General features: G+C 36.8%; 19 protein-coding genes. 15 read left to right on the top strand and 4 right to left on the bottom strand.

Annotation, left to right across the window (positions count from 1 at the left end; genetic code table 11):
* The first annotated feature begins 10 nt into the window (after positions 1 to 10).
* The 4 genes from deoA (at position 11) to Q0976_RS19135 (ending at position 3,699) form a co-directional block, all read left to right on the top strand.
* Positions 11 to 1,342, top strand: a complete 1,332-nt coding sequence (gene deoA / locus Q0976_RS19150) for a thymidine phosphorylase (RefSeq protein WP_299495477.1) — start codon at positions 11 to 13, stop codon at positions 1,340 to 1,342.
* A gap of 12 nt (positions 1,343 to 1,354) precedes the next feature.
* Entirely contained in the window at positions 1,355 to 2,575 is a 1,221-nt protein-coding gene (locus Q0976_RS19145) for a phosphopentomutase (RefSeq protein WP_299495503.1), read from the top strand.
* A gap of 130 nt (positions 2,576 to 2,705) precedes the next feature.
* Positions 2,706 to 3,416, top strand: a complete 711-nt coding sequence (gene deoD, locus Q0976_RS19140; protein ID WP_299495476.1) for a purine-nucleoside phosphorylase — start codon at positions 2,706 to 2,708, stop codon at positions 3,414 to 3,416.
* A gap of 160 nt (positions 3,417 to 3,576) precedes the next feature.
* A complete protein-coding gene (locus tag Q0976_RS19135) occupies positions 3,577 to 3,699 on the top strand; it encodes a hypothetical protein (protein WP_299495475.1) in 123 nt (40 codons plus the stop codon).
* Positions 3,700 to 3,908: 209 nt separating this feature from the next.
* Here the strand turns inward: Q0976_RS19135 and Q0976_RS19130 are convergent, their stop codons facing one another.
* Complete coding sequence (locus Q0976_RS19130; protein WP_299495502.1) at positions 3,909 to 4,616, bottom strand: AhpA/YtjB family protein; 708 nt, start codon at positions 4,614 to 4,616, stop codon at positions 3,909 to 3,911.
* Positions 4,617 to 4,737: 121 nt separating this feature from the next.
* Here Q0976_RS19130 and serB point away from each other — a divergent pair, with 121 nt between their 5' ends.
* From serB to Q0976_RS19110, 4 genes are all read left to right on the top strand, one after another.
* Entirely contained in the window at positions 4,738 to 5,643 is a 906-nt protein-coding gene (serB, locus tag Q0976_RS19125; RefSeq protein ID WP_299495501.1) for a phosphoserine phosphatase SerB, read from the top strand.
* Positions 5,644 to 5,908: 265 nt separating this feature from the next.
* Complete coding sequence (locus tag Q0976_RS19120; protein WP_299495474.1) at positions 5,909 to 6,817, top strand: alpha/beta fold hydrolase; 909 nt, start codon at positions 5,909 to 5,911, stop codon at positions 6,815 to 6,817.
* A 278-nt stretch (positions 6,818 to 7,095) separates the two neighbouring features.
* Complete coding sequence (locus tag Q0976_RS19115) at positions 7,096 to 7,941, top strand: sulfotransferase domain-containing protein (protein ID WP_299495473.1); 846 nt, start codon at positions 7,096 to 7,098, stop codon at positions 7,939 to 7,941.
* Positions 7,942 to 8,080: 139 nt separating this feature from the next.
* Positions 8,081 to 9,088, top strand: a complete 1,008-nt coding sequence (locus Q0976_RS19110) for a hypothetical protein (protein WP_299495472.1) — start codon at positions 8,081 to 8,083, stop codon at positions 9,086 to 9,088.
* A 673-nt stretch (positions 9,089 to 9,761) separates the two neighbouring features.
* Here the strand turns inward: Q0976_RS19110 and Q0976_RS19105 are convergent.
* Positions 9,762 to 10,745 carry a glycosyltransferase family 52 gene (locus Q0976_RS19105; RefSeq protein ID WP_299495471.1) on the bottom strand — a complete coding sequence of 328 codons (984 nt, stop codon included), beginning with the start codon at positions 10,743 to 10,745 and terminating at the stop codon, positions 9,762 to 9,764.
* A gap of 274 nt (positions 10,746 to 11,019) precedes the next feature.
* Between Q0976_RS19105 and Q0976_RS19100 the strand changes: the two genes are divergently transcribed.
* From Q0976_RS19100 to neuC, 3 genes are read left to right on the top strand one after another with little or no spacing between them, the layout of a single operon-like run.
* Complete coding sequence (locus tag Q0976_RS19100) at positions 11,020 to 11,712, top strand: acylneuraminate cytidylyltransferase family protein (RefSeq protein ID WP_299495470.1); 693 nt, start codon at positions 11,020 to 11,022, stop codon at positions 11,710 to 11,712.
* Positions 11,700 to 12,737 carry an N-acetylneuraminate synthase family protein gene (locus tag Q0976_RS19095; RefSeq protein ID WP_299495469.1) on the top strand — a complete coding sequence of 346 codons (1,038 nt, stop codon included), beginning with the start codon at positions 11,700 to 11,702 and terminating at the stop codon, positions 12,735 to 12,737. Before Q0976_RS19100 ends, Q0976_RS19095 begins: the two co-directional genes overlap by 13 nt.
* Positions 12,730 to 13,851, top strand: coding sequence for a UDP-N-acetylglucosamine 2-epimerase (neuC, locus tag Q0976_RS19090; RefSeq protein WP_299495468.1), 1,122 nt, complete (start codon positions 12,730 to 12,732; stop codon positions 13,849 to 13,851). The genes Q0976_RS19095 and neuC overlap by 8 nt, the downstream gene beginning before the upstream one ends.
* A 40-nt stretch (positions 13,852 to 13,891) precedes the next feature.
* On the opposite strand, the gene Q0976_RS19085 is transcribed toward neuC, so the two are convergent.
* Together Q0976_RS19085 and Q0976_RS19080 are read right to left on the bottom strand one after the other, a co-directional pair.
* On the bottom strand, positions 13,892 to 15,295 hold the full coding sequence (locus Q0976_RS19085; RefSeq protein ID WP_299495467.1) for a phosphomannomutase CpsG: 1,404 nt from the start codon (positions 15,293 to 15,295) through the stop codon (positions 13,892 to 13,894).
* Positions 15,282 to 16,739: a mannose-1-phosphate guanylyltransferase/mannose-6-phosphate isomerase gene (locus tag Q0976_RS19080; protein WP_299495466.1), complete on the bottom strand. Its 1,458-nt coding sequence runs from the start codon at positions 16,737 to 16,739 to the stop codon at positions 15,282 to 15,284. The genes Q0976_RS19085 and Q0976_RS19080 overlap by 14 nt, the downstream gene beginning before the upstream one ends.
* Before the next feature lie 697 nt (positions 16,740 to 17,436).
* Between Q0976_RS19080 and radA the strand changes: the two genes are divergently transcribed.
* From radA to Q0976_RS19060, 4 genes are all read left to right on the top strand, one after another.
* Complete coding sequence (gene radA / locus Q0976_RS19075; protein WP_299495465.1) at positions 17,437 to 18,801, top strand: DNA repair protein RadA; 1,365 nt, start codon at positions 17,437 to 17,439, stop codon at positions 18,799 to 18,801.
* A 150-nt stretch (positions 18,802 to 18,951) separates the two neighbouring features.
* Entirely contained in the window at positions 18,952 to 19,347 is a 396-nt protein-coding gene (locus Q0976_RS19070) for a nuclear transport factor 2 family protein (RefSeq protein ID WP_299495464.1), read from the top strand.
* A 258-nt stretch (positions 19,348 to 19,605) separates the two neighbouring features.
* Positions 19,606 to 19,968: a cytoplasmic protein gene (locus Q0976_RS19065; protein ID WP_299495463.1), complete on the top strand. Its 363-nt coding sequence runs from the start codon at positions 19,606 to 19,608 to the stop codon at positions 19,966 to 19,968.
* A gap of 262 nt (positions 19,969 to 20,230) precedes the next feature.
* Positions 20,231 to 21,742, top strand: a complete 1,512-nt coding sequence (locus Q0976_RS19060; RefSeq protein ID WP_299495500.1) for an alkaline phosphatase — start codon at positions 20,231 to 20,233, stop codon at positions 21,740 to 21,742.
* The last annotated feature ends 36 nt before the right edge of the window (positions 21,743 to 21,778 follow it).

The following is a 21,778-nucleotide window of genomic DNA, read 5'->3' as shown; positions in this document are numbered from 1 at the left end:
GGGCTTAAAAATGTTGTTAGCACAAGAAATAATCAGAAAAAAACGCAACATGCAAATTTTGTCTCAAGAGGAAATTGCTTTTTTTGTTAAGGGGATCAGCAATAACACAATTTCTGAAGGGCAAATTGCCGCTTTGGGTATGGCGGTTTATTTCAATGATATGAATATGGATGAGCGGATTGCGTTAACCCAAGCCATGCGAGATTCTGGTGATGTGCTCAATTGGCAGAGTTTGCATCTTGATGGTCCTGTCGTTGATAAGCACAGTACTGGTGGCGTGGGGGATTTAGTCAGCTTAGTGTTAGGTCCTATGGTAGCAGCCTGTGGTGGCTATGTGCCGATGATTTCGGGTCGAGGTTTAGGCCATACTGGTGGAACATTAGATAAATTCGATGCCATACCTGGTTATCAAACCGAACCGAATAGCAGCCTATTTCGCCGAGTTGTGAAAGAGGTGGGAGTGGCGATTATTGGGCAAACTGAGGATTTAGTTCCGGCTGACAAGCGCTTTTATGCTATTCGGGATAATACCGCGACTGTTGAGTCGATTTCATTAATTACAGCGTCTATTTTATCAAAAAAATTAGCTGCGGGTTTAGATGCCTTGGTGATGGATGTCAAAGTGGGTAATGGTGCTTTCATGTCAACTTATGATGACTCTGAAAAGCTAGCAAGAAGTATTACCCAAGTCGCGAATGGCAGTGGCACACGAACCAGTGCATTATTGACCAATATGGATCAGGTACTTGCCACTTGTGCAGGCAATGGGCTGGAAGTGAAAGAGGCTGTGGATTTTTTAACGGGTGCTTATCGGCATCCTCGTCTTTATGAAGTGACGATGGGCTTATGTACAGAAATGCTGCTATTGGGCGGATTAGCCTGCAATGAAGCTCAAGCTCGTGTTAAACTTAATGCTGTGCTTGATAATGGTATGGCAGCTGAGACATTTGCTCGTATGGTATCGGGGCTGGGTGGCCCTAGTGATTTCATTGATCGTCCAGATAATTATCTACCAGAATCTACGATAATTCGCCCTGTTTATGCTAACACGTCTGGCTTTATTACCCAAATGAATACTAGGCAGTTAGGGCTTGCTGTAGTGAATTTAGGTGGCGGCCGCCATCGACCTGGAGATGCTTTAGATTATAGCGTAGGTTTATCACATATGAGCTCAATTGGTGAGTCTGTTATGGCTGATAAACCGCTTGCTTTTGTCCATGCACAGTCAGAAGCGGCCTTTGTACAGGCTGAAAAAGCAGTGCAGCAAGCAGTGAAGATTAGTGAAGAAAAGCCTGATTTGGCTCCTGAAATTTATCGTTATATTCGTCAGTCGAATGTATAACGGAGTAAGATGATGAAACGTACATTTATTTTAATGTTGGACTCGTTTGGTATCGGTGCAGCAAGCGATGCTGAACAATTTGGAGATGTAGGCGCCGATACTTTTGGTCATATCGCCAAGGAGTGTGCTGAAGGGCGTGCGGATGTTGGACGTGAAGGTCCACTTAAGTTACCAAATTTAACACGGTTAGGTTTAGCGCATGCATCTAAAGAAAGTGTAGGGCATTTTCCTGCAGGTTTTGAAGAGTGCAAAGATATTGATGTGATTGGAACTTATGGTTTTGCCGATGAACTGAGTTCAGGAAAAGATACGCCAAGTGGTCATTGGGAAATGGCGGGTGTGCCTGTTTTATATGATTGGGGCTACTTTACTGATTTAACGAATTCTTTCCCCAAGGCTTTGACTGACGATATTTTGACAAAAGCGGGATTGTCAGATTTTTTAGGTAACTGTCACGCATCTGGCACAACGATTTTAGAGCAGTTGGGTGAAGAGCATATGAAAACAGGGAAACCTATTTTTTATACCTCTGCTGATTCTGTCTTTCAGATTGCCTGTCATGAAGAAACGTTTGGGTTAGATAATCTTTACACCCTTTGTCAAATTGTGCGTGAAGCCTTAGCGGATTATAATATTGGCCGAGTGATTGCGCGTCCGTTTGTTGGAACTGGACCCAGTGACTTTGCCAGAACAGGTAATCGTCGTGATTATTCTGTTGAGCCGCCGTCAAAAACGGTATTGGACAAATTAAAAGATGCCAATGGTGAAGTGGTGAGCGTAGGTAAAATTGCAGATATTTATGCTCACTGTGGGATCACTAAAAAAGTCAAGGCAACGGGACTGGCAGCTTTATTTGATGCGACGCTTGAAGAAATTAAGCAGGCTAATGACAAGAGCATTGTTTTTACCAACTTTGTTGATTTTGATTCGCATTATGGTCATCGCCGAGATGTGGCAGGTTATGCGAAAGCACTGGAGTATTTTGATGCTCGTCTACCTGAGTTACTGGCGTTACTGGATGAAAATGATCTTCTCTTATTAACAGCCGATCATGGTTGCGATCCTACTTGGCCGGGAAGCGATCATACTCGTGAACGTGTTCCTGTTTTAGCTTATGGCGGCGGTTTGAATGCAGGCTCCATAGGTCTAAGAGACAGTTTTGCCGACATGGGACAGTCCATCGCCACTTATTTTGATTTATCACCAATGGATTATGGTAAATCTTTTATTTAGCTGGCTAAATTTCGTGAAATCATCATATGTGAAAGCACATGATGATAGTGAACAATGATTGTAAGCAATAATTGTGAACAATCATTATTAATCAAAAGACTTATATTTTTTACTATTAGAGGTTATATCCATGGCTACACCACATATCAATGCTGTAGATGGTGCTTTTGGCGAAACAGTATTGTTTCCTGGCGATCCATTACGTGCAAAATACATTGCTGAAACATTTTTAGAAAATGTAGAGCAAGTGACTGATGTTCGTAATATGCTTGGTTTTACTGGTACTTATAAAGGGAAGCGTATTTCCATTATGGGTTCTGGCATGGGGATCCCTTCATGTTCAATTTATGCTACTGAGTTAATTAAAGATTATGGCGTTAAAAATTTAATCCGCATTGGTACTTGTGGTGCGATTAGCACAGATGTCAAAGTGCGTGATGTGATTATTGCTATGGGTGCATGTACTGACTCAAATGTGAATCGTCTACGTTTTAAAGGCAACGATTTTGCTGCCATTTGTGATTATAGCCTACTTGCCGCGGTTGCTGATTCAGCCAAAGCGAAAGGCATTAACACGCGCATTGGTAATGTTTTCACTGCTGATCTATTCTACACACCTGATCCACAAATGTTCGACGTGATGGAAAAAATGGATATTCTTGGCGTTGAAATGGAAGCTGCGGGCCTTTATGGCGTTGCAAAAGAGTTTGGTGCTAAAGCTTTGTGTGTTGTGACAGTATCAGATCATATTCGTACAGGCGAAGTTACTTCTTCTGATGAACGTCAAACAACATTTAATGAAATGATTGAAATGACATTAGAAGCAGCGATTACGTTGTAATCGGTTGTTGATATTGTGAAGATGGCATGAGCCATCTTCATTGATATCTACTTGCACTTTATCCCTTTTTTTATACTGCAGACGAGTATTTTTGGCAAGGTAAATGCGTACCAATTAGCGATGAGTCAAAATTTAATCTTTCATTGAATGGAGTTCGTATATGAAAAAGTGTATTGCTAATATATTATTTACTGCCGTTGCTGTTTTTGCTGTGTCAACGCCTTCTATTGCTGATGACAACCAGCCTGAAGAAGGGACTGGCCTGCCTTTTGTTAAGTGGTAAGTTTTTGGATAATCAATAATATTAACCTTTTTGATTGAAAGTGTTTTTCAAGTGTGAGATTAAAGGGGCTCTTTGATTAAGTCCCCTTAATTTGGGGAACAATAAAATCGAAAAGGCTTCCATTGAAATGGGGATAATTTCAGTGACATTTAGATAAAAATATATTATTGCTATTATTTTTAATTTTGCTTGATATATGATTAATGTATTCATCTATCCTGCTTATCCTGCTTATCCTGCTTATCCTGCTTAGATCGTGATTGTTTTCTTAATCGCTTAATTAATTTTATCCGCGCTTTACGTCTATCAACATAAACGCGTTTATAGGAGAGCGAACGTGAAAGCAGCATACCAATGATGCCCGCAATAAGTAGCATGATTTGTTGTTGTTCCATATTCAGTTCATGAGCGGCTTTTATATCATCCAGAAAAGAATTAGGAGTCAGTCTAAGCTCAATATAGCCCAAGTTTTCATCGTCTTGTAATATGGGTTCAACATAAGGTGGGTAACTATTCAATATGCTGGTTAAGGTATGCGAGTTGGGTGTTAGGGGAGTATCGATAACTTTTTGAGCAAATGCAAGTCTGACACCATCATGATTAAAAATACTCGCTGACATCACCTTTGGATCTTGAATTAAGGCATTAGCAAGCCAACTAAGTTGTTGTTTATCTTTTAACTTCAAAGCGGGCGCTGCTGCGTAAGCCGTTTGTTGTATAAATAAACGTGCCATCTTTTCTGTTTGAGACTTTAGAAGCTGTTGGCCTTGTAGTAGGCTTGTTTCCCAGAGTTGAAACAAACTAATCATCAATAAAATTGCTATGATGATCTGGATAAGTCGACTAATTCTATGGCTCTTTTTTAGACCTTTAAGGAAAAACACGCCGCACCTTAATTTATTGTATGCAAATTTCATCATAAATGATTTTGCGAAGCCTCGATAGTTGGAGAGAAATAAAGTAATGAAAAGTTTGACTCAAGCACCGTTATTGTCTTGGTTAAGAGAGACTCTTTTGCCGGAATGTATTATTGATGAGATGTGTTTCACTCGATATGAGGAAGCCGAGTTTCCAAAAGGGGCCTTCAGGTATCGTTTGATATACCAAACTCAAAATGATGAAAATTTATTGGCGCAGTGGTTAATGACAATAAAACAAGACTTGTCAATGGCTGTTATAGACAGACAATCACAATATTTGTGTATTGAAATTGCACTTAAAGTGGCGCTGACAGAGGAGGAGCTAGACACATTTTCCTCTCAAAGTGGTATCGAATTGTTTCATTTATCCGCTAATCCCCCAATATTAAATCAAGCGGGTGTGTTGGTGATGGATATGGACTCAACAGCGATTCAAATTGAGTGTATTGATGAACTCGCTAAAATGGCGGGCGTGGGTCAGGCTGTGAGCGAAATCACCGAAAGAGCGATGCAAGGTGAATTAGATTTTGAAGAAAGCTTACGTGCGCGGGTGGCACAATTGAAAGGCGCTAAGGCAAGTATCATTGAAACATTATGTCATCGTTTGCCGTTAATGCCAGGATTAGAGGAGATGGTCAAAGAGTTACAATCTTATGGCTGGTATCTTGTTTTAGCGTCTGGAGGTTTTACTGCATTTGTCGAGTATTTAAAAAATGAGCTGGATCTTGATGCTGCATTCGCGAATACATTAGTGATTGAAAATGAAAAATTAACGGGTGAGGTGAGTGGTCAAGTCGTGGATGCTCAATTTAAAGCTGATACCTTAGTTGCTTGTGCTGAGCGCTGGGGGATCATGTCTGGACAATGTTTGGCAATTGGAGATGGAGCGAATGATATTCCTATGATCCAAGCTGCTGATTTTGGTATTGCTTTTCATGGTAAGCCTAAATTAACGCAAGTTGCTGATATTGCAATTCATAAAATGGATTTAAAAGCACTTCCATTTTTGTTGCATCTTGCTTAATATTTTTGCCCATAAGTGTTGTTTGAGGCTCTGTGGGCATTAATCTAATTTATTTTTATAAACAATATGATACAAATTTTTTTGCGTAAGATAGACTAAAAAATTCTGTTTAAAATATTATGTTATATTATTGAAATAATTAGATATTAACAAGTATGTTTGTTTATTCGTTATTATTTGTTTAGATTAGAGTTATTACTCTTGTTTTTGTTGCATTTACTCAGTAATTTATTAAGTAAATTTCTAGTTGTTATTGCTTAATATTGTGAATATAAATCAAAAATCCTTATTTGTTCCTTATCATACAGGCCATTTGCATGTGCGGCAGCTTACGCCGAATCAATCGGTTAAACATAAAACGCCTATATTGATGTTACATGGTGCTATATCTAATGGACGAGTATTTTATAGTGAGTCTAATAAAGGGCTAGCGAGTTATTTAGCGAATCAAGGTTTTATCGTTTATGTAATGGATATTGAGGGGCGTGGAAAAAGTGCACCTAAACTGGCTCGTGGTTCTCATTTAGGACAAGGGGAAGTGATCAGAGAGCAGTTACCATTAGTACAGCAGTATATTTTAGCTCAGCACCCAGATATTGATAAAGTCCACTGGTGTGGGCATTCTTGGGGGGGGGTGTTAATGGCAAGTGCCATTGCTCGTTATGGGTATTTTCAACGTAATGTGGCGTCTTTTGTCACTTTTGGCAGTAAACGTAGGGTTAAGATTAATTCTTTAAAAAAATGGCTCATCATTAAACTTGGATGGAGTCATTTAGCCCCATTGATTGCTTGGAAAAAAGGATATTTTCCCGCAGATAAGTGGCGCTTAGGAATGGACAATGAAAGTAAAAATTCTTTAAAGCAAAGTGTTAAGTGGGTAAGTGGTGATTGGATTGACACAGATGATGGTTTTGATTACGCAAAAGCAGCAAAAAAAACCCATTGGCCTAAGACTTGGTTTATCGCTGGGCAAGGCGATAAAGTTCTCGGTCATCCTTGTGATGTGCAAAGGATGATAGACGAGTGCCAATTTCAAGAATCTCAATACACATTGTTATCCAAAAAAGAAGGTTTTAAGCATGATTACGATCACGCTGGTATGCTGATCCATCAAGATATAGCGAAAGAGTTTTTTCCTCGAATCAATGAGTGGTATTTGCATTTTTGTCATTGATGTAGGTGAATTATTTAGATTTATTACGTTTAAGCCTATGTAAAGGATTGTATTGGATAATTGTCTATTTAATATGACGATGAGACACCTTCAATATGATGTTATTGAATGACAAGCTAATTATTTTATTAAAATTGAGAGTGACATCATTATAGTGTAAAGTACATTAAATATTGTTCATTTGAGGCTAAGATTACTTATAATAAATTCATCGTTTTTGAGTTTTTTATATAGGTAAGACTGCCTTACTTTTAAACTTTGATTAATGTGGTAACTCCTTGAATAAAATTAAAAAAATGCTGCATAGTAGAACAGATAAAAAGCTGAATAAAATACAGCAAGATCTGTTGCTGTCTTCTTTGAGTAAAGATAATGTGTGGTTTTATTCTCAGATGAAGTCAGGAACAACTTACACGATAAACTTTTTGATTAACTATTTTAGTTTGCAAAGTAAACAGGAATATAATATTGAGTTAATTAAAAGTAAATTGTCATTTTTTCATAGTACCCATCAAGTTATAAAGCATGTATCTCCCTCAAAAATAATAAGCGAACAAGGGAGTATTTTGAAGGAGTATGATTTTTCTTTGATTGTTCATACCCATGAAAACATAATTGACTATTCTAAACAAAGAATTCTTATGACAAGAAATCCACTTGATTACATTACGAGCAGTTATTTTTTTCATTATAAAAATAGAGGAAGTCATAAAAGTATTCATCAGTTATGGAAAAAACTTGCTGATCCATATATTAAAAATCACCAAGCACAAATGAAAATACTATCAGAACAACCAGAAACAACTCTTTTAATTAAATATGAATGTTTAATTAAAAAACCAGAGCAAGTTTTTCATAAATTATTATCTTTCTTAAATGTAGATGTTAATAATGATATTTTATTAAAAAGTATTGATTTATCTTCTAAAAAATCCGTTAAGAAAATGGAATCATTAACTGGAAAAGCGATTATTGCATCACCTGAAAAATTTAAAGGAAGCTCTTTTATTCGAAGTGGAAAAGTGGGTGACTGGAAAGAACATATGGACACTAAATTATCAAACAAGATACTTGATTATTTAGAGGTTAATGGCGTTAACAAAGAGAACTTTAATTGCAATTAGTATTTTTTATACTTAAGTAATTACTATATTTAGGTTATTAGTAATTTTACGTAAATCTTAAGCTGCAAGTAAGTATTAAGTTTATATCATTTCATTGTTTATTGTTATTCATCATCTTTATAAATTAATCGGATTTTATATGGTACATATTTATATTCATATTGGCTCACATAAAACAGGTTCAACGACGATTCAGCATTCATTGCAAGAAAACACTGAAATGGGAGTGAGGGAAGGCTGGCGATATATTAAGCCACCTAAGTGCATAAAAGATCTCATGGTGATGGATACATACAATAGCAGTATTGTGGATAGATTAAAAAAATCACTTAAGAAAAATATTAAAAAACACAGTGATGTGGATCATTATGTTATGAGTAGTGAGTGTTTGATGGGGGACCCTAATAATGGTTATAAAAATTCTGCGATAACAGCAAAAATTTTGCGCGAAGCAACTCAAGAATATAATGTATCAATTGTGACTTATTTACGAAGACAGGATGACTTTGTTGAATCTATGTATACTCAGAATATTCATCAGGGAAGAACTTTTGATTTTGATACTTTTTTGAACGTTTTCAAACCAGAAAGTGCATTAAATTATATGCGTATACTTAATGATTTCCAATTAGAATTTGGTAAAAAACAACTCATTATAAAATCATATCATATTGCATCACAGACTGGTTTGATTAATGATTTTGCAGGGATTATTGGTAGTCGATTATTGTCGGGATCAATAAAACAAAGGAAGAATCCAAGTTATTCCAAATCAGCAATAGAAATTGCTAGGATATGTAACCCACATCTCAATAATAAAGAGCAGTGGAAAATGAGAAAAGTTCTTCAAGATGTCATGGCTAAAGAGAAAGGTGAAGTTTTTTCATTTTTCTCGCCTTCTCTTCGTGAGCAATTTATGGACAAATATGAAATTTCTAATCAAGAGGTGGCTGACTGCTATTTCAATGGGAATTTAGCAGACCTGTTTCCTTTAGAGATAGGCAGTCAACAAAAGGTGATTACTTCAGGAGTAACCAATGAACAAGTTGCAAATTTAATTTTAAGCCTTTTGAATCAGAAAGATAAAAAGGGAGTGTTTTCTTATTTTTATGATTTTTTAATTGGTAATAGAAAAGTTGATAATTAGACTTGCTTAATAAGTTTAGGTATAAAATTAGGGGGTGTTGACAATTTCGCTAAGTAAAACATAGAAGCTGTTATTTGAATCGTCTTTAAATAATGCTTAATTATTCTCTCATAGCGTGTCGCTATTCTGCGGTATTGTTTTAATTCTTTAAAATAATCGTTTTATAAGGTTTCTCTCTTTATATCATTCGGTATCATGAATTCGAGGTGTTTTTCTTGCTTTACGCTGTTCGTTGCTTTTCTGAAAGCAGTGAATGAATTCGTCATCATTGCTTATCGCTACATTTTTAGAGATATATGAATTTTAAAGAGTAGAATTGTATCTTAATCAGATGATTATGGTTAATTGTCAACCAGTCCTAGTCGTTAATGGTAAATTATCTATTAAAGATAAGTGTTTAATACTATTTAACCTGAACTTGGGGTAATAAGTGCCTGGATTAAACCCGATTATATGAAAATCAATGAATTAAATTGATTTCTTGTTTTTATTTATCATTTTTTGTTAAATGTCGATATAATGGCGGGGTTTAGTGCCTAATAGCCCACTATTAGTAGAAAATACAACACAAATAGGAGATAAAATAGCAATATTTAATGGTGCTGCTTAAGCCGAGTTCAGGTTATTTACTATGTGCATCATTACTTTTAATGAGTAATCGAAATGACAAGTTTCATAAGTTCAACGAATTTATTTTTTTTATATACTTTTCTTTGAAGTTGAAATAACTTGGGGCTCGAGAATAAATGATCTTATTTGAATTATCATTGAATATACTTGCAGCAGTAGAAAATAGCGTGATGACATTATTAACATTTATGTCTAGTAGTACCATTAACTCAATAGGAAAGTCTTTATCTATTATTGTAGCGTTAGGGAAGTATTTTTGATAATCTGTATTTTCTTTTGGGTGAGGTTTTATTATAAGGCTTTTCTCTGAAAAACTATGTTTTTTTAATAAGAGTCTGTATCCTTTTATTTTATCCTCTTCAGTACAGTTATTATCCTCATTCAATGGTTGTGTTAGTAGTAAGTTGAAACTATCATTTATAGTGTTAAGTTGAACAGCATTAACATTAAATAACTTTAAAATAAGTGATTTTTCATTGTTAGTTTTTTTATTCCAAGTTGATTTAATATCAATATGAATAGTTTTATTTTTAAATGGAGTAGCAGCTATTATCGATTCCGCGATAATAAATTTTTTGGTAGAACTAAATTTTTTAGCTTCTCTAAAATATATTCTCTTTTTTAAACGACTCAGAAAGTTTGTTTTTTTTATTCCTTCCCTTAGGTGTTGTCTTGTACCAAGACCATCTTCAATTTGTATTTTATATGAGTTTACTAAAGAATTATCAAGGTGTTCGATATTACCAACAATTAAATTGTATTGGTTAAATAATTCTTTTTGTATTAATTTTTTCTTATAAAAATTGATAGGGTTACGAATTGGTGATTTAGGTATAGGCCTTTTACATCCATTGTAATATATATTTTCATCGATACAATGAACCGTTTCTTTTAATCGATTTAAAAAATCATAGGAAATTCTATTGTCGAAAATGAGATAATCGCTCTCTAACCAGTTTTTATCATAGAGCATATACAAAAATAAACTGTAGTAAGTGTTTTCATATACTAAAGTGTTCTTATTCATGGTGTAAAATTTTTAAAGTGATTTTTTTAATTATAATTTTAATTTTTATAAAAGTATAATTTATTAGTAAAACTATCTTATTTATTTATTTTTATTTGATTAATTGTTTTGTTTAAAAATGAAGTTTAGATTTTTTTGTGTGAATTTTATTGCGTATAGGTTATTACATTGTTGGGTTGTTAGTGTGGGCGGATTTCTTAGGTTATTCATACTGTATTTTAAGAGGTAACTAAAGTAGACTTTAGTACAGCTAAATCCATTGGTTTTGGATAAAATGAAACGAAAAACGATTGCGATTATTCCTGCTCGAGGTGGTTCAAAAGGGATCCCTCGAAAAAATTTAGCCCAGCTAGCTGGAAAACCATTAATTTGGTATTCAATTCAATCAGCTAAAGAAAGTGGCTTATTTGATGAAATTATTGTTTCTTCAGATGATGAAGATATTTTGCAGTTTGCAATAAGTGAGAGTGTATTGGCACAAAAGAGGCCTTCCGAGCTAGCACAAGATTTAACAACGTCTAACGAAGTCATTAGTTATATTATAAATGAAAATAAGTTTGATAATCATGATTATATTTGTTTACTTCAACCCACATCACCTTTAAGAACTGCTGTTCATATTGAAAATGCATTTAAAATATTAAGTGATAATTTAACTGTTATTAGTGTTAAAAAACAAAGTAAATCAGTCTATAAAACTTTTCTATTAAGAGAAAATGGTTTTTTACAAGGCTTAGTGTCTCCAGAGGCTCCTTTTATTCCAAGGCAGCAGATCCCGGAGCTATATTCGCCTAATGGTGCTATTTATATTTTTAATGTTGAAAATTTTATAGCGTCAAATAACAGTATTCCTCAAACAAACATTGTTCCATTTTTAATGGAACATATTGAAAGTATAGATATAGATTCCTCAGAGGATCTCATTATTGCGAATCAAATTTTGGAAAATAAATCATGTTCGAGTTAGAGATAGCAGGTCGTAAAATAGGGGATCAACATCCTACGTTTGTAATTGCAGAAATAGGTATCAATCATGGCGGCTTACTTTCAGTCGCTAAAGAAATGGTTGATTCTGCAAAACGTGCTGGAGCAGAGGTTATTAAGCATCAAACTCATGTACTCGATGATGAAATGAGTGGGTCTGCGAAGAAAATTATTCCAGGGAACACGGATAAATCAATTTATCAAGTTATGGAGGATTGCAGCTTAACGTTAGAAGAAGAAATAGAGCTCAAGCATTACATCGAAATGCAAGGCTTATTGTATATTAGTACGCCGTTTTCTAGGGCTGCAGCTGATTTTTTGATGGAGCAAAATGTTCCCGCATTTAAAATTGGCTCTGGAGAGTGTAATAATTTTCCACTCATTGAACATGTTGCAGGATTTGGAAAGCCGATTATTCTCAGTACTGGTATGAACGATATTAAAACCGTTGATAAAGCGGTTGAGATAATGGAGAAAGCAAATATTCGTTATGGTTTACTTCATTGCACTAACCTGTATCCAACGCCTCCAGAGTTAATTCGACTTGGCGCTATCTCACAAATGCGCTCTCATTATTCAAATGCTGTTATTGGATTATCGGATCATTCATTGGATAATTATGCATGCTTTGGAGCTGTTGCTGTTGGTGCTAATATTATTGAGCGTCATTATACCGACCATAAACAACGTTTGGGACCCGATATTGTTTGCTCTATGGATGAGAGGGAACTTAAAGAATTAATTCATGGTTGTGATGTTATACGTCGAGCAAGGTTTGGTGATAAAACCTTACTTGAAGAAGAACAAGTGACTCGTGATTTTGCTTATGCTTCGGTTGTCGCGATTAGAGATATTAAAGCTGGGGATGTACTGACTAAAGATAATATTTGGGTTAAAAGGCCAGGTACTGGAGAGCTGAGTGCAGCTGATTATAAAGAGGTATTAGGGAAAAAAGCAACATGTGATATCGCAAATGATAAAATGCTGAAATTGGCTGACTATGAATAAGAAAATACTATTTATTACAGGCACTCGTGCTGATTTTGGTAAGCTTAAACCGCTCATGTATGAATGTGGTTCTAGATTTGATACTCATATATTTGTGACTGGAATGCATATGTTGGCTAAATATGGTTCAACATATAAAGAGGTTTATAAATCTGGTTTTAACAACATTTATCAATTTGTGAATCAAAATGTTGACGATAAAATGGATACTATTTTAGCGAAAACAATTATTGGTTTATCGGATTTTGTGACTGAACTTAAACCTGATGTGATTTTTGTTCACGGTGATAGAGTTGAAGCATTAGCGAGTGCGATTGTTGGCAGTTTAAATAATATTAAAGTTGCTCATATTGAAGGAGGAGAAGTTTCAGGGACTATTGATGAGCATATTCGCCATTCAGTAAGTAAGTTAGCTCATATTCATTTTGTTTGTAATGAGCAAGCTAAAAAAAGGTTAATTCAGCTTGGTGAATTAGAGCAATATATTTTTCCTATTGGCTCTTCTGATCTAGATGTTATGATAAGTGATAAGTTACCAACATTAGAGGAAGTAAAATCTTGGTATAATATTGAATTTGAAGAGTTTGGTATTGTACTTTTTCATCCTGTAACCACGGCGGTTGACACGTTGCAAGATGAAACTAATATATTAATTAATAGCCTAAAAAAAAGCGGTAAACAGTATGTCGTCATTTATCCAAATAATGATCATGGAAGCCATTTTATTTTGTCAGCTTATGATGAATTAAAAAATAATAAAAACTTTATTGTTATCCCATCTATGCGATTTGAGTTTTTCTTAACTTTATTAAAGTATAGTCATTTTATGATTGGTAATAGTAGTGCAGCTGTTAGAGAAGCACCTTTTTATCAGGTACCGAGTATCAATATTGGCACTCGGCAACATAGTCGTGCTCAATCAAAAAGTATATTAAATGTTGCAATGAATGAAGATGAAATAATAAAGTCTATCAAACGTATCAATTCTGGTGATATTACAGTAGAGCCTAATGATGAATTTGGTGACGGTCGTAGTGTTGAAAAGTTTCTTGAAGAGATAACAAAAGAATCATTTTGGCAGATCCCCGTACAAAAAATATTTAATGATATCTAGCCATTTAGCTATCGCTCAGTTGAGATGACTAAAAAGGTTGTTATTTCAGTATCGCTATTATTTCATTGGTTTTTTGTACTACGAGTTGTCGATTGCCTTTTGATTCGACATTGAGTCTTATTAAAGGTTCTGTATTAGAGTAACGTAGATTAAAACGCCATGCTTGTTGCTTGTTTTCAAATGAGAAACTGATCCCATCACAAGTATCAATATGTGTGGCTATATCTTGATAATGTGCTTTAACTTTATTAATAGCGTCAATAGGGTGGCTGACGGTGAAATTAATCTCACCCGAGTTTGGGTAAGTACGTTTACTTTCAGCAACCAAGGTCGAAAGAGGTTGGTTTTTGATGCTCAATAGCTCTATGAGTAGCAACCAAGGGATCATGCCACTATCGCAATAGGCAAAATCGCGAAAATAGTGATGACCGCTTACCTCCCCACCATAGGCTGCATGAGTTTGACGCATTTTTTGCTTAATAAATACATGCCCTGTTCGACATTGAATTGCCTTACTTCGATGCTTTTGGCAAATGTGTTGTGTATGCCAAATCAAGCGTGGATCATGAATAATGTTTGATTGGGAATTTTTTTGCAAAAAAGCATCAGCTAGTAAACCAACGACGTAATAACTGTCAAGAAACTCCCCTTGTTCATCAAAGAAAAAGCAGCGATCAAAATCACCATCCCACGCAATGCCTAAATCGGCTTGGTGTAACGTGATGGCATTTTGTGTGTCTTGTCGGTTCTCTTTTAACAGAGGGTTAGGAATACCATTAGGAAAACGTCCGTCAATGTCATGGTTTATTTTGATGAATGTAATGGGGGTTTGCAATTGCTTAAATGCGACCTCTAATTCATCAATTATCTTTGCCGCAGGACCATTGCCTGCATTGACTAAGATTTTAAGGGGTTTGATATGATGTGGCTGAATATAAGATAAAAGGTGCTTGATATAATCTGGCATTAAGTTAAGACCATGATAGTGGCCTTTTGCTTGCTTATTGACGGAAAAAGCTTGGCTTTCTGCTAGCAATTTTATTGGTTGCAAACCATTATCAGGGCCAATAGGCTCCGCATTTTTGCCAACGAATTTCATTCCATTATAATCGATAGGATTATGGCTGGCGGTCACTTGAATACCCGCGTCTAATTTAAGGTGAAAAGTGGCAAAATAAACTTCTTCTGTGCCTGTTAATCCTAAATCGAGCACATTAACACCCGCATCCATGAATCCGCTTGCTAAAGCTTGTTTTAAGCTTGCTGAGGTGAGCCTAGCATCACCGCCAAGCACGACTGTTTTGGGCTTGATGATGTCAGCAAAGGCTCTTGCTATTCGATAGGCTATTTGTGGGTTTAATTCTGTTTCGAGCTTTCCACGAATATCATAGGTTTTAAAGCAAGTGAGGGGGAGGGTTGCATTATCAGGATTATTTTCGGCCATAATGATCACTAAAGCGAATAATATCGTCTTCTTCTAGATAAGTGCCTGATTGTACTTCAATCATCTCAAGGGGTATTTTACCTGGATTTTCAAGTGAGTGAATAGAGCCAATGGGAATATATGTTGATTGATTCGGACTTAATAGTAACTCTTGTCCGCCGTTAGTGATTTTAGCCGTACCTGAAACGACTATCCAATGTTCTGCTCTGTGATGATGCATCTGAGTCGACAATTTACCTCCAGGTTTAACACTTAAACGTTTGACTTGAAAATGCTCTCCTTGATCAATGAGATCGTATTTTCCCCAAGGGCGGCATACTTCTCTGTGTTGTTTATGCTCTATTCTATTTCTCGCTTCTAATTGAGCAACCACATTTTTGACTTGTTGCACATGATCTTTATCGGCAATTAATACCGCATCTTTGGTTTCAACGACAACAAGATTGTTTAACCCGATAATCGTCACCAATTTATTTTCAGCATGGACGAAAGTATTGTGGCTATGAAGGTTGATGACATCGCCATGCAGGCTATTGCCTAAGTCATCTTTATCACTGATAGTCCATAATGCTGACCAACTGCCCACATCGCTCCAGTGATTCCTCAACGGTACCATGACCGCGCGATGGGTTTTTTCCATGATAGCATAGTCAATTGAATTACTTGGGCAAGCATTAAATGCGTTAGGCTCAACGCGAATAAAATCTAAATCTTGCTGACTATGAGTCATTGCTTTTTGACAAGCGCTTAATATGTCGCTTTGGTGCTGTTTTAATTCACTGAGGTAAACACTGGCTTTTATCAAAAAGATGCCGCTATTCCAGAAGTATGCTTTATTGGTTAAATATTGCTTGGCCGTGGCTAAATCAGGCTTTTCGGTAAAGCTATCGACGTGAAAGCTAATCAAAGGGTTATTTTTGTTTTTTTCTATTTCTGATCCAGTTTTAATATAACCATAACCTGTTTCAGGGTGAGTCGGGCTGACACCAAAAGTAATGATATGATTGGCTTGGGCCAGCTCACTGGCGCTGGCTAATGTTTGACAAAACGCCTCAGCATGTTGAATATGATGATCCGCAGGTAAGATTAATAATAAGGGATCGAGATCTGTATTTTCATTGCTTGTTTGGTCTTTAAGGGTCAATGCATGTAAAGCGCCTAATGCAATGGCTGGTGCGGTATTTTTTCCCATGGATTCAAGGATGATGCCATTGTGAGGTATCGTTTTCTCACGTAATTGTTCGGCAATTAAAAATCGGTGGGCTTCATTACAAATAATAACGGCGGGTAAGTGTTGTAAATGAGCTAAACGTTCAAGCGTACTTTGAAGTAAGCTTGAGTTTTCTAATAGTGATAGACATTGCTTAGGATGAAGCTGACGAGATAATGGCCATAGCCTCGTCCCAGTGCCACCTGCGATAATAATGGGTAAAATGGGTTGCATCTTATTGCCCGTCAGGGAACCTCTTTTAAAAAATAAACATCTGAATGTAATACGACTATGAGCTTAATACGATAAAGGGCCGAATGCTTCATTTATCATTTTGTCACTCAGGATACCTCAATATGACTTATTCTGTTATATCAATAATTTTACCAACATCAATGATACGGCATAATTGTGCTTTCAGTTGTTTCTTTTTGAATCAGTTAATCAAACAATGCTTTAAAATTATTTCGCGACATTAAGGTCATTAATGGCTAAATGAGTGTATAGCTAAATCAATATAAAATGACATGCTCAGCTGGAATGAAAAGTGATTTAGGCTAGGCGAATTGTTAAAAGCATAGTCATGCTACGGTAAGACAAATCAACAACGTATAAATCACTTTTAAACCAGCATGTTAGGAGCTTTATTTGAGCGACACTTCTTTGTTGCATTATCTCAAAAGGTGCCTACATTCCATCAATAATTCATCTCAAATTGCCGCTCAATTGACCGCTCTGAGACTATCATTTTATATTGATTTAGCTATAGGGGAGCTGGGTGAGATCATTTCGTTTATTATTCTCTATAACGCGTTAATATAGGCATAATCGCAGTTTAATTTATAATTTTACAACTAATGTCAATTTGTGTTTCTTGAAGGATAATCATTTTTTAAGACATGCATATAACGGATGAATATCAATAAACATTATGGCAAAAAATAAAACAGCATATGTGTGTAATGAGTGCGGGCAAGATTTTCCTCGCTGGCAAGGTCAATGCAGTGCTTGTCAAGAGTGGAATACCATCACTGAAGTGCGTTTGGGTCCCCCTATTGCAGGAAAATCAGCTTCTTTTAGTGGTTATGCTGGCCAAGGTTCCAGTGAAATAAAAACGTTAAATCAAATAGATTTAGATGAACTTCCTCGTATTGCCAGCTCCTTTAACGAGTTGGATCGTGTGCTTGGAGGAGGGATTGTACCCGGATCTGCCATTTTAATTGGGGGTCATCCCGGTGCGGGTAAAAGTACATTATTATTACAAACTTTATGCCAGTTAGCCGAATCTATGTCCGCGCTTTATGTGACAGGCGAAGAGTCATTGCAACAAGTGGCGATGCGGGCTAATCGACTTGGCCTGCCAACGGCTAATTTAAAAATGCTATCAGAAACTAGCGTTGAACAAATTTGCCAAATTGCAATGCAAGAAAAACCCAAAGTGATTGTGGTTGACTCCATTCAAGTCATGCATATCAGTGAGGTGCAGTCATCTCCTGGAAGTGTGTCTCAAGTGAGAGAGTCGGCTTCTTTTTTAACACGTTTTGCTAAACAAAATGGCATTGCTGTGATTATGGTGGGCCATGTGACCAAAGATGGTAGTCTTGCTGGGCCTAAAGTCTTGGAGCACTGTATTGATTGTTCGGTTATGTTTGAAGGAGACAGTGATAGCCGATATCGAACCTTGCGTTCTCATAAAAATCGTTTTGGTGCGATTAATGAACTTGGGGTATTTGCCATGACTGAGAGAGGCTTAAAAGAAGTGGCCAATCCATCGGCTATCTTTCTTTCTCGAGGGGAGGAAGATGCATCGGGTTCATTAGTGATGGTGGTTTGGGAAGGGACTCGGCCATTGTTAGTGGAATTACAAGTATTGGTTGATAGTTCTGCGATGGGCAACCCAAGACGTGTCGCGGTGGGAATGGATGCAAACCGATTAGCCATGTTATTGGCGGTTATGCATCGTCATGGTGGGCTAATGATGGCGGATCAGGATGTGTTCGTGAATGTGGTTGGTGGAGTGAAAGTGACCGAGACCAGTGCCGATCTCACTTTATTATTGGCGATGGTGTCTAGTTTTAGAGGCGAAGTATTACCAAGAGACTTAGTGGTTTTTGGTGAAGTGGGATTATCCGGTGAAATAAGACCTGTTCCTAATGGGCAAGAGAGGATCACCGAAGCGGCTAAACATGGCTTTAAAAGAGCAATAGTGCCAGACGCTAATGTACCCAAAAAAATACCTGCTGGCATGCATATTATTGGGGTGAGCAAGTTAACCCAAGCTTTAGAAGCACTTTAGGCTTACTTTTTACTGTTTTCATATTGCCGTACAGTACTGCATTGTATGGCAATAACCATTGCTCAATAGAGGGTAAAAGAGTATGTTTAATCAGCATATTGACATGCTTTGAATTTAGCAAAGCATAGACTTAATACAAGGAAAGAATGAATGTCTATTAATACCTTAGAAGTGTGGCATCAATTAGTGGTAAAAAAAGACCCTCGGGGTTTGTCTGAATTATTAAGCGATGATGTGATTTTTTATTCTCCTGTTTTACATACCCCCCAAGTGGGGAAAAAAATGACTCAACATTATTTAAGTGCTGCATTTTATATTTTTCTTAATGCTCCTTTTCGGTATGTTAGAGAAGTGGTTGATAGTCATAATGCCATCTTGGAATTTGAAGTTGAAATTGATGGGATCAGTATCAACGGTGTTGATATGATTAGGTGGGATGAGACGGGAAAAATTGTTGAATTCAAAGTGATGATCAGACCGTTAAAGGGAGTGTATCTTATTCAGCAGAAAATGGCCGAGATGTTACAACAAACAGCTAGCGCTTAGCTGATTGAGATGAATGAGACAAAGGCGATGGTGTATTTGTCTTACTTAACCTGAACTTGGGATAACGAGTGTCAGCTATAAATCGCATTCATTTAAACTTAACTTATTAATTTAACCCTCGTTTAGGTGATTTTTTATCACAAAAAAGCAGAGATAATGAGGTTAATCACAAACCATTACAGCAGAAAAATAAAAGATTGACCAAGAAAAAAAATCATGCCTATTATGAATGAAGTCAAGCGAATAGATAGGTAATGTATGACAGCAATCACTCATGTTTACAACTACACCATTCGATGTCCTCACGTGAAAGACCCCGCCCATCCAACCAGTTGGTTAAACCATATTGAAATTAATCACTCTTGTGAAATTGCGCTCGATCGTATTACTAAGTGGCATAACCATTCCGGTACTCGAGTGTTTGAGTATGAAGGCTTTACAGTGAGACAATCGGAGCAGGAGGAGGCCTATTTCTCATTGCAAAGCGATCGATTTAAAGAAGATTTTCATACCTTAGTGACGGTGAAAATTTATATTGATAGAGCAACCAAAAATACCTCAGTGCAAGAGATTATGCAGCATGTTATACGGGATTATCATGTGCGCCTGAGTAAGATATAATCGTATTTAAACGCGATACCCAAGCTATTTAGTTTGGGTATAGCTTCTTTTCATGTCATTCTTTTCTTGTTTCTTCTTCCTCCTTTGTTTACTTCAGACATCATTTAATGACTCAAGATTAACAGGTTCTAGCGCTCACTTTGAGAAAAATCCCCCAAACGACTTATGTAATAAAAATGAAGCAATATGTTAATAATAGGTAAACCTTAATGGTTTTAAATGGTATTTAGTGAATGTAGTTATTGATTCTTATAATGATGAAATGGTGGAAATAGTGATTAAGATCAGAAAAATAGCTTTATTGATTTCCTGTGGTTTACTGGCATCCAATGTACATGCTGCATTATTACCGAGTGTGCAAAGTGACAGTCAATGGTTTAAGGATAGCGCGGCTCACCTTGTAGAACAAACGCAATTACAAACTCATAGCAAAGCTAAAAACGTGATCTTATTCATTGGGGATGGGATGGGAATTTCAACGCTTACTGCTGCAAGAATTCTCGAAGGGCAGCAGCAAATAGGCAATCAAGGTGGTGAAGAAAACTTCCTTAGCTTTGAGCGCTTCCCTTATAGTGGTTTAGTCAAAACGTACAATACAAATCAACAAGTTCCTGATTCTGCTGGCACAATGACAGCAATGGCGACAGGTGTTAAAACGAAAGCGGGGGTACTGTCTGTATCAGATGCCAGTTTGCGATCTAACTGTCTGTCATCAAAGGGAAATGAGTTAATTACATTGGTTGATTTAGCTAATGCTAAAGGATTATCTACGGGAGTTGTGAGTACTGCACGACTCACCCACGCCACGCCAGCGGCATTATATGCAAAAACCCCACAACGTCAATGGGAGGCCGATTCAGATCTATCGGATGAGGCAGTGACTTATGGTTGTAAAGATATCGCCTATCAGCTTGTTATGCGGGACAAAGCCGACGCGCTAACTGTCGCCTTAGGTGGCGGTCGACGCAACTTTATCCCAGAAGGGATAATCGATGGTGAAGAAGAGGCAGGTGTGCGTACTGATGGGCTCGATTTAACCCAGAAGTGGCTCGAAAACTTCGATAATGCAGCTTATGTTTGGAATAAAGCCGACTTTGATGCGATTGATGTGGAGAATACCACCCATTTGTTAGGCCTATTTAATGCATCTCATATGGAATTTGAAGCGGATCGTCTCACAGACAGTGCTGGCGAACCTTCTTTGACAGAGATGACGACGAAATCCATTCAACTATTGAGTCAAAATACAGAGGGATATTTCCTCATGGTTGAAGGGGGGCGAATCGATCATGCCCATCATGCGGGCAATGCCCAACGTGCGCTTTATGACACCATTGAATTCTCTAATGCCGTGAGAGCAGCGGTTGAAAATACGGATCCAGAAGAGACGTTAATTATTGTGACAGCGGATCATAGTCACACGTTAACCATCGCAGGATATCCAAAAAGAGGTAATCCGATCTTAGGATTAGTGCATCACGTGGGTGGTGACATGGCGATTGCCTTAGATGGTAAGCCTTACACAACGTTAGGCTATGCCAATGGACCGGGGGCGAGCTCGGGAGAAAGAGATGACTTATCTTTATTAAATACACAAGAAATGGATTTTATGCAACAAGCGTTAATTCAAAAAGGCGGTGAAACCCATGCAGGTGAAGATGTCAGCATTCATGCTATTGGCGCTGGGGCACATTTAGTTCAAGGTGCGATGGAGCAAAATGTTGTTTTTCACATTATTAATCAAGCACAGCAGCTTGGTGGGACCAAGTACTGAAATTGACATAGTCAATTTTGTATTAACTTTTGGAGC

The sequence above is a fragment of the uncultured Shewanella sp. genome (genome assembly GCF_947501665.1).
Lineage (GTDB): Bacteria > Pseudomonadota > Gammaproteobacteria > Enterobacterales > Shewanellaceae > Shewanella.
The sequence above is the reverse complement of the archived record's forward strand: the minus strand, read 5'-3'. Positions and strand labels throughout refer to the sequence as shown.